This window comes from Rhodococcus sp. MSC1_016 (genome assembly GCF_023667485.2).
Taxonomy (GTDB): Bacteria; Actinomycetota; Actinomycetes; order Mycobacteriales; family Mycobacteriaceae; genus Rhodococcus_F; species Rhodococcus_F oxybenzonivorans.
Map to the genome: position 1 here is coordinate 108,755 of NZ_JAMOZI020000003.1, position 15,144 is coordinate 123,898.

Below are 15,144 nucleotides of genomic sequence, written 5' to 3' on the forward strand. Positions count from 1 at the left end.
TACCTGCCTTTCGTCGTCACAGTTGGAACTCGGGTGTTCGGACGACCAAGCCGTCCCATTCCTCTGAGCCCACCATCTGGCAGGACAGCCGAGAGGTAGGTTGCCGCTCAGGGTTCATCGCGAGCATCTCTTCTTCATCGGCACCCGAGAGGCCCACCACGTCGGACCATTGCGGATCGACGATCACATGGCAGGTCCCGCACGCCGTTTCTCCACCACAGTCCCCATCGATCCCGGGCACCGCATTATCGGTAGCAACCTGCATCAGCGACTGACCTTCCACCAAAGCCGCCTCATGCGTCTCGCCGTCGTGGGAGACAAAAGTGACAACTGCCATAGTCAACTCCTGATATGTAGTCCTCAATGTGAATACTTGGTAGAAGTCTTGTCGAAGATGAGCACCTACGACTATGTTCGACAGAGTCAGAAACTTGTGAATTTGGCTCAGCGAGACGATGGTGAACATCAGTGACGAGGGGCGTGCCCCAATGACGCGGGCGTGCCCCAATGACGCGGGTGTGCCCCCGCTCGTGTTCGTGCAGCTGCTCGAGAGCCAAGCGCTCGACCCAGACGCCGTCGCACGGCTTCGTAACATCATGGCACGCGAAGGAACCGACGAGGCGACGCTGATCCAGCGTGACACCCAGGTCCCGTTACGGTGGTTTCGGGAGGTCTACCCCGAACTCGATGTCGACCAGGCAACCCTGCTCGGTTTCGCGTTCGCTGAACAGGCCCAATTGACGTCCTTCGGCCCGTTGAGTTTTCCGTTGGTCAGCGCAGGCTCAGTGGCCGAGATCGTGGAGCTGCTCACCTATCTGCCGTTGATTTCGACAGCGGTCAGCCCCCAGTTTCACCCAAGTGAGCACGGCCTCACCGTCGGGCTCACCGGACACACACGTGATTCGGCCCTGGACTGCCTGGTCGTCACCTACAGTGGGTCGGCGCTACTGCGACTGCTTGACATGCTCGCCGGCGAGGTGCAGACCGTTACACTCCACTTGAGTTGGCCAGCGCCCGCCTTCCCGACCAATTACGAGGACATGCTAGCCGGGCGCCTGTTCTTCGACGCTCCGATGTCGTTCCTCCACATCCCCGCTGACACTCTCAACGAGGTCTGCCGGTTCTCTGATCCCGTCGCGTATCGACACGCCATCGCCGATCTGCAACGAACTCTCGACCAGCGCAGCGGAACCACGTCGTTCTCGGAGAAGGTGAGACGGCTGTTGGAGAAGGACCCCGGACAGAGAAGTAGCCAGTGGGTCGCGCACGAGCTGTCGATATCCACCAGCACACTCAAGCGGCGCCTTGCCGAGGAGGGGACCACCTTTCGCGGGTTGCACCAGTCATTCCTGCGCGAACGCGCGATGCTGCGGCTACTCGACCGATCAATGTCGGTGAGTGAGATCGCCACGGATCTCGGATACAGCGACCTCACCAACTTCTCACACACCTTCAAGCGATGGACCGGCCGCTCCCCGAGCGAGTTCCGGCGCACATAACGCTGAGCTGCCCGGGGAGTCCGGAGACTTTGGCTTCGCCTCGGCTCCTCGGTGGACTGTCGGAACAACGGCTGATCTGATGACCGATCGAACCCGTGCCCGGCTTCTCGCGCTCGACGTCCCCCGCGAACGGATCTTCATCGACAACGGCTTCTCCGGCACCACCCCGCAACAACCTGGCCGCCTCGATAACGTGCTCGCTGCGGTCACCTCGGTCGCGGCGGCCATCACCGGGCGGCAGCCGCGTTCTGACGCCTGTTCCTGGGCCCGAGCAACTCGACCAACGCATCGAGCCGGGCATAGACCGCGTCCCGGCGCTTGACCATCGTGGAGCGCTGCTTGACCAGCCGGACGGCCACGACGATCCGCAACGTCCATGCCATCGTCATCGCTCCTGTCGGTCCACATCCTGGGGTCACCAGGTGACTGACCATCGCGGCCACGGCCCAAACATCTTCTAAGCAGGAGTCCACGCCTACCGGGGGTCAAAGTCCTGGGTGGTGGTGTATGACGTCGTCGCGTGAGTCTTCGTCGGGTGGTTATGCGGTCAGCGCCGCTTGGGTCACCTCCTGAGCGGGTTCGGTGGCGGTGTTGTCTGAGGTTCCCCCCGAAAAGTGGACATCGAGTTAGCGGGACTCCAGTCCCGCTGGAAGGATGTCCGTATGCCTCCTCGCAAGCGTCGGTCGTTCACGGCCGAGTACAAGGTCGAGGCCGCCCATCGTGTGATCGATTCCGGCCGTACCATCGCAGAAGTGGCCCGGGAGCTGGGCCTGAGCGAGAGCCTGTTGGGTGAGTGGGTCAAAGTCGAGCGACGCAGGATCGCTGCCGCCGAGGTCCATGGAGAAAAACCTCTGGACACGGCCGAACGCGCCGAGTTGCTGCGATTGCGACGGCAGGTCGGCGAGCTCGAGAAAGACAACGCTTTCCTGGTAAAAGCCTCGGCTTATGCTGCGACGCAGAAGAATCGACCCGGTTCGATCTGATGGTGAAGTACGCCGGCCCCGACGACATTGCGGAGACCGCCGGTACCGCCGCACCGGAAGGTGAGCGCTTTTCGATCACGCGGATGGCGCGACTGCTGACAGTGTCCACATCTGGCTACTACCAGTACATCAAACGTAGAGCTACCACGGTGTTGACGCCGGGACAGCAGCGTCGCGCCGACCTCGAAGTCAAGATCGTCGAGATCCACAAGGATTCGAAGGGAACCTACGGGTCTCCGCGGGTCACGGCCGAGTTGCGTGCTCACGGCGAGGTGGTGAACAAGAAGACGGTGGCCAAGATCATGGCCTCGAAGGCATGGAGGGCATCAGTCCGCGCACGTTCAAGGTCAAGACGACGGTGGTCGATCCGCAGGCGTCGTTCCCGCCGGATCTGATCGAGCACTTCGACCAGGGCCGACTCGATGCCGTCTGGCTCACCGACGTCACCTATCTCACCTCCGGTGAAGGTGACATGTTCTTGTGCAATCCGGGACGGCCATTCGGCGGAAAGTGTTGGGATACAGCATTGCTGATCACATCGGTGCCGAGATGGTCACGACAGCCATCGACCGCGCCGTGGCTGCGCGCGGTGGGTGGTGTCGTGAGACGATCCTGCACTCGGACCGGGGTGGGGAATACACGGCTCACCTGACCGCTGAGGCTGCACCCTTGCAGTGGACACCCCTGACAATGGTTCCAATGGAGAGCCAGAAGGATGTCGAGGTGGGACGCCCGTCTCTGTACCCGGAGGAATTCCGGAAGGACGCGGTCGCGTTGTATCGCGCGGCCGACGGTAAACGCACATACGCTGTGGTGGCTGCGGACCTGGGATCACTGGCGAGACGCTGCGGACGTGGGTTCGCAAGGACACCGCCCGTAACGGGCCGTCGCAGGACCGCAGTACCGGCGCCGACGGGACCGAGTCGGACGAGCTCGCGCGGCTGCGCTCGGAGAATGCTCGGCTGCGGGGTGCGGAGAAGGAATGGCAGCTCGAACGCGAGATTCTGCGCCGGGCACGCCGGCACTGAACGCATTCGCGACCACATTCGCAGGCCGGATCACCCTGAGTCAGAACTAAACCGATGTGCCAGAGACACAGGCCTGACCGGCTGGAAACGCCCAACGCAACCTGGATGTCCAACTGGCGCAGATTCTACCGAATATAGAGAAGACAACGACGGTGCCCGGCACCCACAGGGGAACAGTAAAGAAAAAGAGACGAAGTGGTCGTACTCGTGTTTCGGGGTGAAATGCCTTTCGGCGGCGGCGTCGAACACATACTGCCCCTCGGGTGTCACATCACGTGTCGCACCCGCATATCGTCGAAAACCGCCGCCACACGTACTACGTCACCCGTTGTCGGCGCATGGATCATCTGCCCGTTCCCGATGTAGATGGCGACGTGTCCCGGCCCGTTCGGTCCCCAGTTCCCAAACAACAGGTCACCGGGCACTGCCTCGGCGAGGGGCCGTTCGAGACCGACGTTCCACTGGGTCTCGGAGGTGCGCGGGAGGACGACCTTCCCGGCGGTCGCCGCGTACAACGCGTAGGAGGTCAGGCCGGAGCAGTCGAATCCGCCCTGCGAGGGGCCGTGAATGTTTCCGCCGCCCCATACGTAGGGAAGGCCGAGAAACTTCATGGCGCTCTGGACGACCCGTGCGCCGGCCTCGGACAGGGCCGGTCCCCCGAAGGGGGAGAGCAAGCTGGCGAAGTAGGCCTCGGACGCGCGGATCTTCGCGACGTACGGTTTTGTCTGATTCTCGTAGTCAGGGCTACCGGAGGGCATTCCCCGAGAGGCGAGCACGGCGCCCAGGCCGGCGTTGTAGCCGGCGATCGCCAGGTCGAGGGTGTCCCCGCGGACTCGTCCTTGGTGCTTCCACGAGTCGATCTGGGTGTACATGTCGCACAACAAATGCCCGGAGGCCATGACGGAGTCCGCGACGCCGAGAACATCTGCGGTACCGTCACCGTCGGCGTCCTTGCCGTACGTGCGCCAGGTTCCATCCATGAATTGACCGGGGCCCTTGGCGCCGACCGGAGATACCGGGGCTGACGGTCCGTAGCGGAATCCGTTCTCCGCTGAATAGAGTGCCGCGAGCGTAGGCGCTGTGATCCCGTCGCACAGTGCGCCGGCCTTGTTCAGCCAGGGCACGAAGGTGGCGAAAGTATTACCGGGGGCCAAAGTGAGGCGGGGCAGTACGCTGCTGATCGGTGCGAGAGACGCGGTGTCTGCGAAATTGGCACTGCTCCAATATCCTCCATCGGATCCGTCGGTGGCAGCGGTGCCGGGGCTGGGTACGACGGCGCGGTCTGCCGGCGGCACGGGTTCTGCAGGGGCGGGATCTGGTCGTGGGGGTGTGTCGGCCGGAGGAAGCGGGATCGGCGGCGCGGGCGGGGGTTGAGGGGGTATCACCTCCGACATCGCCTGCGCCGCATTGTCGATCCCTTGCTGCGCAAACTGCTGCACGGGGGTGGGAAGTGTTGCCAACACATCTCCGACCTGTTGATCGAGGGCTGGTGCTGCCTGCTCGACCGCCGCTAGGGCGTCGGTGACCGGTGTTTTCACTTCGGGCGGCAGGGCGGTGTTGTTCGCGGCGCCACCGACGGCGATGACGATCGCCGTGATGATGGCGGAGGGGTCGGACATCTTGCGCTCGTTTCTCTACATCGGATAGTCGTCTTCGCGTCCCCCCATTGGGCTCGCCCGTTCCGCGAGCCGGGTCATGGCGTGCTCCATTCATGCACGTCGGTGGTGTCGATTTCCTCAGTGACGTAATCGAACTCGTTATAAAGCTGGTGTTCGTCGAAGCTTTCCTGGATCGCGATCTGCGCGCTTTCGGGCAGGGTGTGCAGGATGTGACGGACGCGTTCCTGTCTGCGGGTGACGGCTTGGCGGAACGGCATTCCGGGGGTGGCCTTCATCTGCGGGACGATGCCCTCGACGTCGTCGACGCCACCGGCGTGGTGGCCGGCGTCGACCATCGCTTGTTCGGCGGCCATGGTGGCTTCGTCCTTTTCCTCGGACATGCCGATCGGGCCGATCATGGTGCCGTTGAGGAACTGTTTGACCACCGGCTCCTCACTGGTGAGCAGCACCTCGCGGGGTCCGAACATCACCAGTTCCTTACGGAAAAGCATGCCAATGTTGTCCGGCACCGTCCGGGCGAGGTTGATGTTGTGCGAGACGATCAAAATCGTCGCGTCGATCTCGGCGTTGATGTCGATCAACGTCTGCGAGATGTAGGTGGTGCGCACCGGGTCCAGGCCTGAGTCCGGCTCGTCCACCAGAATGATCTGCGGATCCAGCACCAGGGCGCGGGCCAGGCCCGCGCGTTTGCGCATACCGCCGGAGATCTCGCCGGGGAGCTTCTCCTCGGCCCCGAGGAGACCGACGAGTTCCATCTTCTCCATCACGATCTTGCGGACGTCGGACTCGGACTTCTTGGTGTGCTCGCGCAGCGGGAACGCCACGTTGTCGTATAGGTTCATCGACCCGAACAGGGCGCCGTCCTGGAACAGCACCCCGAACAGTTTCCGGATCTCGTAGAGCTCCTTGGAGGAGCACTCGAGAATGTTGGTGCCGTCGATCACGATGGAGCCCTGCTCCGGGCGGAGCAGGCCGATCAGCGACTTCAAGAACACCGACTTACCGGTTCCCGACGGCCCGAGCAGCGCGCTGACCTCACCTGACGGAAGCGTCAACGACACGTCCTGCCAGATCCTCTGCGAGCCGAACGACTTGGTCAGGTCGCTGACTGAAACTTCGACACCCATCGTGACTTCCTTACGTCGATTTCGTGAACTGGGGGGGAACTCGGGTAGTTGATGCGGGAGCTCATACCGGGGTCATTTCGGTGATCTGCCAGGAATCTCCATCGCGCTGCAGTGAAACCTGGACGCGGCTGCCGTCCAGCTTGGGTGCAGGGCTGTCGGTGCTGGTGGTCGACTGGTTGAGGAACATCAGCACGGTGGCGGCGTCGGCGTCGGCAGAGACCACGGAGGATTCCACGACGGTCGCCGAGGTGACCACCTGTCGTTCCTTCGCGGAGGGGATGATGACGTCTTTGCTCACGCTTTCGAACTGAGTGCGGAAGTCGCCCCCGAGATACTCCAGTGCGTTGGTGAAGTGGTCGTCGATGGTGTTGAAGTCGTAGGACAGGATGTCGGGAACCATCTGCGCGGCATGCGCGCGGGCCTGGTGCCGGGTGTCTTCCTGGCTGCGGCCTTCGTGGGCGCGGATCGTCAGTGTCGCACTGGCGATCGTCACCGCGACCGCCAGGACGCCGAGTCCGGCGACCACCAGGGCGCGTTTGCGGCTGCTCCACGTGCCGAGGAGCGAGGTGATGCGAGCGAGGTAGGTAATCATGCGACGAACTCCACGTTGGATACGAGCCAGCGACCGTCGACCAGGTCGAGGGTCATTTTCATGCGGTAGACCCGCATCTCACCGTCGGGGGCCTCGGTGTTCTTGACCGTCGAGGTGACTGCCGCCAGGACGGTGGCGTGATCGTCCGTCGCGTCGACGATCCCGGCGGATTTCACTTCGCCCGTGGACTCGACCTGTCCCTGGTTCAGCACGTCACCGAAACCGCCTGAGGAAGTGGTGAATTGGTCGTGGAATGGTCCGGTGGTTCCGTCGGAGACTTTCTGGATGTCCTCGTCGAGGCTCTGGTGGCGGAGGGTGACCAGGTTGGTCGCCATCTGGGCGGCAGTGTCGAGGATGGTGACGTCGCGGGTTGCGGCGGTTTCCGTGGTCCGCCAGTCGTTCCACGATCTGACCCCCAGAACTGTGCCGGCCAGCATGAGGGCGCCGAGGAACACGATCGCAGCGAGAGTGATCCGGCCGGTCCGTCGGCGGGCGGAGTCGCCGGAATCGTCGGCGGCGGTCGTCGGGGTTTCGGGTGGTGGTTCGGGTCGATCGAGGACGTTTTCGTCGTCGATCGTCTCGGTGGCTAACGCTGTAGCAGACTTTGCCATGTCAGTTCCTCCTCGGACTGGGTTGGGGACTTGGCGTCGATGGAGTACAGGGCGCCGTCTGGGGCGCGGAACGTGCCGGTGATCGGGTCGTAGGGTGCGGTGGCGATCGCCCGTGGTTGCCGGCTGTCCCAGGAGGCCGGGGTTACCGTGACAGGCGCCTGCTGCGAGTTGCCCGACTGCTCGGGCTCCGGTGGAGCGGCGGGCGGTTCTCCCGGTGCCGGGACGTAGGGCTGCCCCGGCCGTGCGAGCATCTGCGGCCAGCTCGAGGGCAGGCCGCCGGGGCATTCACCGACTTCAGCCGTGCGCACGGAGGGGTCGGTGGCGCAGGGAAGGTTGCGGGCGCCGCGGACCACGCGGGGCTCGTTCGGAGGCAACTTGCAGTAGGGGTCGGTGGCTGGTTCGGCGGCGGACAGGTCGCCGGGGTCGCGGCGCTGGGTCTGCTCGTATCCCTCGGTACAGGGCAGGGGATTGGCGGTGTTGCCCAGCTTGATATCGAGCGGTCCCTGCCCGTAGGTGCGGTCTGCGCCCTGCACGCCCAGAGCTGAGTAGTTCATCGCGGCCGAGATCGCCGGGTAGATCACCAAAATCTGGCGGAGACCGGGCACGTTGACCCGCAACACTTCCCCGGCGCTCTGCAGGTTCGCCAACAGCAACGGCAGAGACGGCTGGAGGTCGGTCATGGTTCCACCGAACGCGTCGAAGAAGGCGGGGCCGTTGTCCAACACGCCGCGAATCTGAGTGTCGTTCATGGTCAGCTGCTCGGTGAACGAGGCCAGATCGGTGGCGAAGCTGGAGATATCCGGGCCGGCCTCGTTGGCCGCACCGAGGACCGGCTCGACGTCGTCGATCAAGGTGGTGGTCGGTTTCAGGTTCGCTTGCGCGAGCGCGATGAGCGGGCGGGCGGAGTCGATCAACCGGGACAGGGCGGGCCCGGCGCCGTTGAAGGCGATGTACGCCTCGTCGACGGTGGTCTTCAGATCCTCTTTGGGCAGCCCCTCGAGGAGCGTGTTGACCTCGTCCACCACCTTCGCGGCCGGCACGGGCAGGGTGGTGCGCGATCGGTCGATCACGTCGCCGTCGGCCAGGAACGGCCCCTCCGAGGTGGTCGGCACCAGGTCGACATACTGCTCACCGATCGCGGAGACGCTGCGCACGTAGGCGTCGGTCGACTGGGGAACCTTGTGGTCGGAGTCCAGCTGCAGGTGCACGGTCACATGGTCGGGGTTCACGTCGAGCGATTCGACGACGCCGACATCGACGCCGCGGTAGGTGACGAGCGCATTCGGATAGAGTCCTCCCGCTCGTTCGAGTTCGACATCCACCGAGTACATTCCGATACCCGAGAACCGCTTCAGGCCCATGTAGCTGTAGACGGAGTTGCCCACGGCGACGAGAGCGACGACGGTGAAGATGACGAGTTGGATTCGAACCAGTTTGGTGCGCATCAGCGTTGACCTCCCTGCTGTTGAGGTGTGCCAGCAGCCGGAGTTGCGGGGAGTGTGGCCTGGCGCGGCTCGGTGGGTGCCAGCAGCGGGTTGGCGGCTTGTCTGGCGGGGTTGAGCCCGGCGAGCTCGGATACCGGAATGCTGCCGAGGACCTTGCCGCCCACGGTCTCGGCGCTCACGTCGAGGGTGAGGAACAGGTTCACGTAGTCACCACGCGCCGCGCGGTCGGTGGTTTCGATCGGGAACGGCAGGGTTGTGGCGATCTTGAGCGCCTCGGGGATCGAATCCCCGACGGAGGCGAGCTGGCTCAACGTGGGCTGCAGCGCCGTGAGATTAGCGTGCAGATCCTCCCGGCTGCTGTCGAGCACCTCGGTGGCGACCTGACCGAACTCACCGACGCTGGTCAGCATGGTCGTCAGCTGCTGCTGCTGGTCGTTGAGCACCCCCATGGCCGGGGTGATGGTCTCGATGCCGCGATCGAGTGTTCCGCTCTGCGTCGCCAGCTCGGCTCCGAGCCGGTCGAGCCCGTCGATCGCGCGGACGATGTCGGCGCGCTGCTGATCGAGCCCGCCCATGAGGGTCTCGAGGTTCCCGAACAGCTCGTGCAGGTTCTGCTCCCGACCGTCCAGGACTCGCACGAGTTCGGAGGTCACGGTGCGGATCTGCTGCAGCCCACTGCCATTGAGTACGAGGGACAACGCGGACAGAACCTCTTCGGTGGAAGCGTACTGGCTGGTGCGGGACAGGGGTATGACGGCCCCGTCCTGCAGGGTTCCCCTAGGTTCTTCACCGGCGGGAACCGTCAGTTCCAGATACTGCGATCCAAGCACACTGTTCTGAGCCAGCTTCGCGGTGACGTTCGCCGCGATCTCGGCGTTGTCCTGGAGCTCGAGTGTCAGGTGAGCGATCCAGTCTTGTCCGCCGATTCGGGCGATGTTCCCGACGATCACGTTGTTCGCCTTGACCGGCGAGTTGCCCACCAGATTCTGGACGTCGGCGAGCTCGACCGTGACCTGGTAGGTGTCTCCGCCGACGGCGTTGCCTGGCAACGGAATGGAGTTGATCCCATCGAATCGGCACCCGGTCGAGGTCACCGCCACCCCGAGTACCAGGGCCGAGTAAGCGGTGAGTTGTTTGATCGAGGTCATCGGGTTCCTCCGCTCGGTGCCGGCGCGCCCGGGGGTTGGACCAGTCCGGTTGCCAGTGCTCCTGTGGTTTTGATGCATTCGTCGGCGGGGGCGTCGACTGTGGTGAGGAGGGCACAGATCAACGACCGTGGGTCGGGGGTATCGGAAACGGCTATCGCGGCGGTCAGTGAATTCGAGTCCGGGTCGTAGATGTTGTAGAAGTTCGACAGCGTCGTTGGAGCGGTGTGGAGGATGGAGGCAAGGGCGTCCTCACGGTCGACCAGCTGGCGGGTGATGTCGGTCAGTTTGCCTACGTCGGTGGTCAGTGCCCCACGATTGTCCTGGAGGAACTGGGTGACCTCACCGAAGGTCACGAGCATGCTGTTGAGCAGTGCATCGAGTTCGGTGCGATTGGCGTTGAGCACCGACGACGTGGTCGCGAGTTCCCGGCTGAAGGCCGTGATCTGCTGCTCGTTGGCCGCCAGTGCGCTGGTAAACGACTGCAGGTTCCGGACGGAGGCGAACAGGTCCTCCCCGCCCTTGCTGAGGGTGCTGCTGGCATCGGAGAGCTTGACGAGGGAATCGTGCAGGGTCTGACCGTTGCCGCGCAGGGTGTCTGCGGTGTTCGACACGAAATCGTTCAGCGATCCGTTGGGATTTTCGGGCGTGCGCCCGACGTCCTGGGCCAGCTTGACGACCTGCTCCTTGACCTCGTCGAATTCCACCGGTACCGCGGTGCGTTCGACTGGGATGGTCTGTCCGTCCTGCATCTTCTCGCCGCCGGTGTAGGCCGGTGCGAGTTGGATGTAGCGGCCGGTGACCAGGACCGGTGCCACGATCACCGCCTGCGCGTCGGCCGGGACGTCGTAGTCGCCGTCGTATTCGAACTCGATCCGGACGCGATCGCCTTCCGGGGCAATTTCATTGACCCGGCCCACCTCGACGCCGAGGATCATGACTCGGTCCCCGACATACAGTCCCGTCGCGCTCCGAAAGTAGGCCGAGATGTGGTGGGTGGCGTTATTGGCGACCCAGGCCCCGGTTCCGGCCACGACGGCGACGATGACCACGATAAGCAGCAGAACCTTCGCCGGCATCCGCACAGTCGGCCTGCGTGTCCCCTTCATCGAGGGCCTCCGAGGCTGCCGGGAAGCTGGCCGGCGAGATTCGCGGGCAGGATGTTCTGCAACAGTGCCGCGAAGAACGGTCCGCTGCCCACGACGTCACCGATCTGCTGGGAATAGCGCTCGAGACCGGTGAGGGAGGCGTTGATGTTGTCGTAGTTGTTGTTCAAGGTGGTCACCAGGGTGTCCATCTGCGCGAGGGTGGGTGCGAGGGTGGCTTCGTTGTCCCGCTTCAGCGCGGTGAGTTCGTCGGCGATCTGCCGGGCCTGCACGAGGATGTGGTGGATGGCGTCGGCCCGCTGATTGAGCGCGGCGAAAAGCGACTGACCCTGGCCGAGTAGTTCGGCGACACGCTGACTACGGTCGGAGAGTAGGGCGCTCACCCCGGCGGTGTTCGTCAAAAGGTGACGCAGGTCGGCATCGCGACTGGCCACCGTCTCGGACAGCCGGGACAGCCCCGTCAGCGACGACTGCAGGTTCGGGGGCAGCGCCTGCTCGACTTCCGAAAGCTGGTCGAGGGCACCGGACAGATCGACGGTGTCCGTCTTGGAAACCTTGTCGGTCACCTCTTCGAGCGATCGTGTCAGGTCATATCCGGAGGTGGTGTTGGACAGCGGTATCGTGCCACCGCGGCCAAGTTCCCCGTCACCTCCTGGTGTGAGTTCGATGTATCGACGTCCGAGCGCGGTCTCGACCTTGATTGTGGCGTGCGTGTCGTCGCCGAGGCGTACATCACCGCTGTCGGCATCGAATTCGACATCGACCTTGTCTCCGTCCAGCGAGATCTCCCGCACCTCGCCGACCTTGACGCCGGCGATCTGGGTGGTGTCACCCACTACCAGGCCGCTCGCGTCGCCGAACTCGGCGTGATAGGTCTTCGCCGCGATGCCGGGGATCGTGTCGTAGTTGAGGGCCACAACGATTACGCCGAGTAGGACGAGGGTGCCGACGACGCCGACGCGGATCGGGTTTCGTTCGAGGAATGATTTGGTCATCATTATTTGCACCTTTCGGCGGGCGCGGTGAACATCGGCGTGAGTCCGCCCGGCCCTTGCGCGTACTTGATCGCCAGCCCACACACGAACAGGTTCACGTAGCTTCCGTATCCTCCTGCGCGAGCAGTCAGACGGTAGTTCTCGGGCAACTTGGCCAGGATCATGTTCACCGTGTCGGTCTTGGCATTGAGTTGGCCGGCCAGGTCGCCGAGGGCGGATACGTCCTGCGCGATGGCGGGCCGGTTTTCGGTGAGAACCTCGGCCAGTGTCTTGGAGGCGTCGTCGATCTGCCCCAGGGAGCGGCTGATCAGATCCCGGTCGTCGTTGAGGCCGGCGACCAGGTGTTGCAGTTGGTCGACGAGTGCCCCGAACTGGTCGTGCCGGTTGTTGACGGTGCCGAGCACGGTGTTGAAGTTGGTGATCACTTGGCCGATGGCCTGATCGCGGTCGGCGAGGGTGTTGGTGAACGTGTCGATCTGGGAGATCAACGCGCTGATACTGGCTTCCTGACCGTTCAGAACCTGGATCAGAGAGGTGGACAATTGATTGGTCTGATCCGGATCCAGGCCCTGGAGAAGTGGACGGAAACCGTTGACGACCTGGTCGAGATCGAGGGCCGAGGTCGTCTGCTCGAGCGGAATCGGGCCGTCGAGCGCATGCGTATCGAAGGCGCCCTGGGACAGGTCGACATACCGGTCCCCGATCAGGTTCTTGTACTTGATCTTCGCTTCGGTGGTAGAGGGCAGGGGACGCTCGGTGGACAGTGAGAAGGTGACCAGTGCCGTGCCGTCCGGATTGAGGGCGACATCGGTGACCTTGCCCATCGGCACTCCGGCCACCCGGACGTCCTCACCGTTTCCGAGTCCGGACGCGCTGGTGAAGACCGCGCTGTAGGTGTGTGTGCTGCCGAAACGGAGGTTGCCGACCACCGTGGCGACACCGAACCCGGTCAGCGTGGTCACGAGCATGAAGATCAGCAGTTTGAGGACGGGTGCTTTCGTTGTCATCGCAGACCTCCCAGGAAGAACTGCGCGAAGGGGTTCCCGATCAGATCCATCGGGGTACGCGCGGGACGGTATGCGTCACTGCCGTCGTCAAAGTTGGTGTGTCCCTGCGGCTGTGTCCAGTCGTAGCAGGCCACGGGACCGTCGGCCTCCACGACCGGCAGATTGGCCGAGTTCGTATAGGGCGGGTCACCCATCAACAGGGTGCTGGTGATGTTCAACCCGGGCATGTCACTCCCCCCGAAGATCCGTTCGAGGTAGGTGTTGGTCTGCTTCAGGCTTTCGACGAAGCAGGGAAGGGCCGGAGCCCGCTCGGCGAGCAGGGCGGTGGTCGGCGCCAAGGATGACAGGGATTCGGTCAGCGGTGTGCCGGCGGCGTCGAGAAGGCCGTGACCACTGTTGCCGAAGCCGGTGAAGCTGAGGATGAACGCGTTGAGCTGGTCTTGGCGTTCGGTGATTGTCGTCGCGGTGGTGCTGGCGTGATCGACAGTTGCCATGAGGTCGGGAGTCGCGGCGGCGAGGATGTCGGTGGTTTGTGCGCCCTGCATCAGGTCACGCTGCAGGGTGGGGATGCTGTCGTTGAAACTCGAGAGATAGGTGTTGAGTTCGACCAGGGTGTCCCCGAGGTGGTCGCCCCGGCCGTGCAGTGACGTCGCCAATGCGTTCAAGGACCCGTTGACCTTCTCCGGCTCCACCGTGCGCAACACGGTCACCAACGATTCGAGTAGATCGTTGATTTCCGTCGCCACCTGTCCCGTCGAGAGCACCGTGCCCGCCGAGATCGTCTCGGAGGAGGGCGTTGCAGGCTGCACCAGGGTGACGAACTTGCGGCCGAACAGGGTCGTGGGATCGATCGCCGCTGAAACGTTCGCGGCGATGGTGCTCGCACGGTTGTCGTCGATGTCCATGGAGATCTCGGCCTGCCCGTCAACCAGCTTCACGTCGGTGACCCGGCCGACGACGACCTCGCGTATCTTCACGTCGGATCCGGGTTCGAGCGACAAGCCGGCGCGGGTTGCGTACAACTTGACGGGGATAGCCGAGGTGAAGTTTCCCCGGTAGACGGCGATTGAGGTGGCCGTCGCCAACGCGCCCACCACGACCAGCAGCAGGCCGAGTGCGACGTAGGTTTTGCGGCTGCGTTCTGCCAGATGTCCACTCATGTCAGCCCGACACCCGCACTGCCCCGGCGGTGCCGCCGTACACGGCGATACCGATCAGAAGGTCGATCACCATGATGGAAATCAGGGACGTTCGAACTGCCCGACCGACCGCGACACCCACACCGGCGGGACCACCGCTGGCGTTGTAGCCGTGGTAGCAGTGCACGCACATCACCACCACGGACATCGCCAGCACCTTGACCGCCGACCAGATCACGTCGCTGGGTACGAGGAACACGTTGAAGTAGTGCCAGAACGTTCCTTCTGCTTCCCCGACCATGTAGACGGTGACCAGCTGGGTGGAGGCGAAGCCGATGAACAACGCCACCGAGTACAGCGGGATCACCGCAATCACCCCTGCCATCACCCGCGTGGTGACCAGGTACGGCAGTGAAGGAATCGACATGGTTTCCATCGCGTCGATCTCCTCGCTGACGCGCATGGCGCCGAGCTGTGCGGTGAATCCAGCCCCCACGGTTGCCGTCAAGGCGATGCCCGCGATCACCGGGATCGCTTCGCGGGTATTGAAGAAGGCAGAGATGAAGCCGGACAGTGCACCAAGGCCGATGTGGCCGAGAGAGGTCGAGCCCTGCTGGCCGACCTCGTACCCCACTGCGGCGGTGAGCATGGTGATGACCACCAGGGTCCCCCCGATCACGGCGAGGGCTCCGGTGCCCATGCTCACTTCTGCGAGGAGCCGAATCGTCTCGGCGCGGTAGCGCCGGAAGGTCCGCGGAACCGACGCGATCGTGTGGTTGTAGAAGGAGAGCTGTCTACCCATCTCTTCGAGATGGCCGACCGGCGCATCAATCAACTTGATCGCGGCG

General features: G+C 63.8%; 16 protein-coding genes and 1 pseudogene. 4 read left to right on the forward strand and 13 right to left on the reverse strand.

Annotated features, from left to right (window positions below; all coding sequences use genetic code 11):
• Positions 1-16: 16 nt before the first annotated feature.
• Entirely contained in the window at positions 17-337 is a 321-nt protein-coding gene (locus L1080_RS37705) for a 2Fe-2S iron-sulfur cluster-binding protein (RefSeq protein WP_109336470.1), read from the reverse strand.
• 151 nt (positions 338-488) lie between these two features.
• Between L1080_RS37705 and L1080_RS37710 the strand changes: the two genes are divergently transcribed.
• Positions 489-1,499, forward strand: coding sequence for a helix-turn-helix domain-containing protein (locus L1080_RS37710; protein ID WP_109336422.1), 1,011 nt, complete (start codon positions 489-491; stop codon positions 1,497-1,499).
• 227 nt (positions 1,500-1,726) lie between these two features.
• Here the strand turns inward: L1080_RS37710 and L1080_RS37715 are convergent, their stop codons facing one another.
• A complete protein-coding gene (locus L1080_RS37715; RefSeq protein WP_162603431.1) occupies positions 1,727-1,888 on the reverse strand; it encodes a hypothetical protein in 162 nt (53 codons plus the stop codon).
• Positions 1,889-2,113: 225 nt separating this feature from the next.
• On the opposite strand from L1080_RS37715, the gene L1080_RS37720 reads away from it, so the two are divergent.
• The 3 genes and pseudogenes from L1080_RS37720 to L1080_RS37730 all read left to right on the forward strand — a co-directional run.
• Positions 2,114-2,482 (forward strand): transposase, encoded by a 369-nt coding sequence (locus L1080_RS37720; RefSeq protein WP_250775884.1) that lies wholly within the window; start codon positions 2,114-2,116, stop codon positions 2,480-2,482.
• Entirely contained in the window at positions 2,482-2,877 is a 396-nt protein-coding gene (locus L1080_RS37725) for an IS3 family transposase (protein ID WP_109336420.1), read from the forward strand. The genes L1080_RS37720 and L1080_RS37725 overlap by 1 nt, the downstream gene beginning before the upstream one ends.
• 328 nt (positions 2,878-3,205) lie before the next feature.
• Positions 3,206-3,500: pseudogene (locus L1080_RS37730) on the forward strand (transposase); the annotation flags it as partial.
• A gap of 276 nt (positions 3,501-3,776) precedes the next feature.
• Here L1080_RS37730 and L1080_RS37735 read toward each other — a convergent pair.
• From L1080_RS37735 to L1080_RS37785, 11 genes are all read right to left on the reverse strand, one after another.
• The gene (locus L1080_RS37735) at positions 3,777-5,129 is read right to left on the reverse strand and encodes a C40 family peptidase (protein ID WP_109336418.1); all 1,353 of its coding nucleotides are present in this window, start codon (positions 5,127-5,129) and stop codon (positions 3,777-3,779) included.
• 74 nt (positions 5,130-5,203) lie between these two features.
• Positions 5,204-6,256 (reverse strand): ABC transporter ATP-binding protein, encoded by a 1,053-nt coding sequence (locus L1080_RS37740; protein ID WP_040270032.1) that lies wholly within the window; start codon positions 6,254-6,256, stop codon positions 5,204-5,206.
• A gap of 61 nt (positions 6,257-6,317) precedes the next feature.
• Positions 6,318-6,848 (reverse strand): hypothetical protein, encoded by a 531-nt coding sequence (locus L1080_RS37745; protein WP_040270034.1) that lies wholly within the window; start codon positions 6,846-6,848, stop codon positions 6,318-6,320.
• On the reverse strand, positions 6,845-7,459 hold the full coding sequence (locus L1080_RS37750) for a hypothetical protein (protein ID WP_109336417.1): 615 nt from the start codon (positions 7,457-7,459) through the stop codon (positions 6,845-6,847). The genes L1080_RS37745 and L1080_RS37750 overlap by 4 nt, the downstream gene beginning before the upstream one ends.
• Positions 7,435-8,904 carry an MCE family protein gene (locus L1080_RS37755; RefSeq protein WP_109336416.1) on the reverse strand — a complete coding sequence of 490 codons (1,470 nt, stop codon included), beginning with the start codon at positions 8,902-8,904 and terminating at the stop codon, positions 7,435-7,437. The genes L1080_RS37750 and L1080_RS37755 overlap by 25 nt, the downstream gene beginning before the upstream one ends.
• Complete coding sequence (locus L1080_RS37760) at positions 8,904-10,052, reverse strand: MCE family protein (protein ID WP_109336415.1); 1,149 nt, start codon at positions 10,050-10,052, stop codon at positions 8,904-8,906. Before L1080_RS37760 ends, L1080_RS37755 begins: the two co-directional genes overlap by 1 nt.
• Positions 10,049-11,158, reverse strand: a complete 1,110-nt coding sequence (locus tag L1080_RS37765) for an MCE family protein (protein ID WP_109336414.1) — start codon at positions 11,156-11,158, stop codon at positions 10,049-10,051. Before L1080_RS37765 ends, L1080_RS37760 begins: the two co-directional genes overlap by 4 nt.
• Positions 11,155-12,153 (reverse strand): MCE family protein, encoded by a 999-nt coding sequence (locus L1080_RS37770; RefSeq protein ID WP_208964485.1) that lies wholly within the window; start codon positions 12,151-12,153, stop codon positions 11,155-11,157. The genes L1080_RS37765 and L1080_RS37770 overlap by 4 nt, the downstream gene beginning before the upstream one ends.
• Positions 12,153-13,157: an MCE family protein gene (locus tag L1080_RS37775; RefSeq protein WP_040270046.1), complete on the reverse strand. Its 1,005-nt coding sequence runs from the start codon at positions 13,155-13,157 to the stop codon at positions 12,153-12,155. Before L1080_RS37775 ends, L1080_RS37770 begins: the two co-directional genes overlap by 1 nt.
• Positions 13,154-14,317, reverse strand: coding sequence for an MCE family protein (locus tag L1080_RS37780; RefSeq protein WP_052455227.1), 1,164 nt, complete (start codon positions 14,315-14,317; stop codon positions 13,154-13,156). The genes L1080_RS37775 and L1080_RS37780 overlap by 4 nt, the downstream gene beginning before the upstream one ends.
• Before the next feature lies 1 nt (position 14,318).
• Complete coding sequence (locus L1080_RS37785; protein ID WP_096824229.1) at positions 14,319-15,098, reverse strand: MlaE family ABC transporter permease; 780 nt, start codon at positions 15,096-15,098, stop codon at positions 14,319-14,321.
• Between the last annotated feature and the right edge of the window lie 46 nt (positions 15,099-15,144).

Coding starts and splice junctions, on each gene's coding strand:
- L1080_RS37705 (WP_109336470.1), bottom strand. CDS start 337: ATGGCAGTTGTCACTTTTGTCTCCCACGACGGCGAGACGCATGAGGCG.
- L1080_RS37710 (WP_109336422.1), top strand. CDS start 489: ATGACGCGGGCGTGCCCCAATGACGCGGGTGTGCCCCCGCTCGTGTTC.
- L1080_RS37715 (WP_162603431.1), bottom strand. CDS start 1,888: ATGACGATGGCATGGACGTTGCGGATCGTCGTGGCCGTCCGGCTGGTC.
- L1080_RS37725 (WP_109336420.1), top strand. CDS start 2,482: ATGGTGAAGTACGCCGGCCCCGACGACATTGCGGAGACCGCCGGTACC.
- L1080_RS37735 (WP_109336418.1), bottom strand. CDS start 5,129: ATGTCCGACCCCTCCGCCATCATCACGGCGATCGTCATCGCCGTCGGT.
- L1080_RS37740 (WP_040270032.1), bottom strand. CDS start 6,256: ATGGGTGTCGAAGTTTCAGTCAGCGACCTGACCAAGTCGTTCGGCTCG.
- L1080_RS37745 (WP_040270034.1), bottom strand. CDS start 6,848: ATGATTACCTACCTCGCTCGCATCACCTCGCTCCTCGGCACGTGGAGC.
- L1080_RS37750 (WP_109336417.1), bottom strand. CDS start 7,459: ATGGCAAAGTCTGCTACAGCGTTAGCCACCGAGACGATCGACGACGAA.
- L1080_RS37755 (WP_109336416.1), bottom strand. CDS start 8,904: ATGCGCACCAAACTGGTTCGAATCCAACTCGTCATCTTCACCGTCGTC.
- L1080_RS37760 (WP_109336415.1), bottom strand. CDS start 10,052: ATGACCTCGATCAAACAACTCACCGCTTACTCGGCCCTGGTACTCGGG.
- L1080_RS37765 (WP_109336414.1), bottom strand. CDS start 11,158: ATGAAGGGGACACGCAGGCCGACTGTGCGGATGCCGGCGAAGGTTCTG.
- L1080_RS37770 (WP_208964485.1), bottom strand. CDS start 12,153: ATGATGACCAAATCATTCCTCGAACGAAACCCGATCCGCGTCGGCGTC.
- L1080_RS37775 (WP_040270046.1), bottom strand. CDS start 13,157: ATGACAACGAAAGCACCCGTCCTCAAACTGCTGATCTTCATGCTCGTG.
- L1080_RS37780 (WP_052455227.1), bottom strand. CDS start 14,317: ATGAGTGGACATCTGGCAGAACGCAGCCGCAAAACCTACGTCGCACTC.
- L1080_RS37785 (WP_096824229.1), bottom strand. CDS start 15,098: ATGGGTAGACAGCTCTCCTTCTACAACCACACGATCGCGTCGGTTCCG.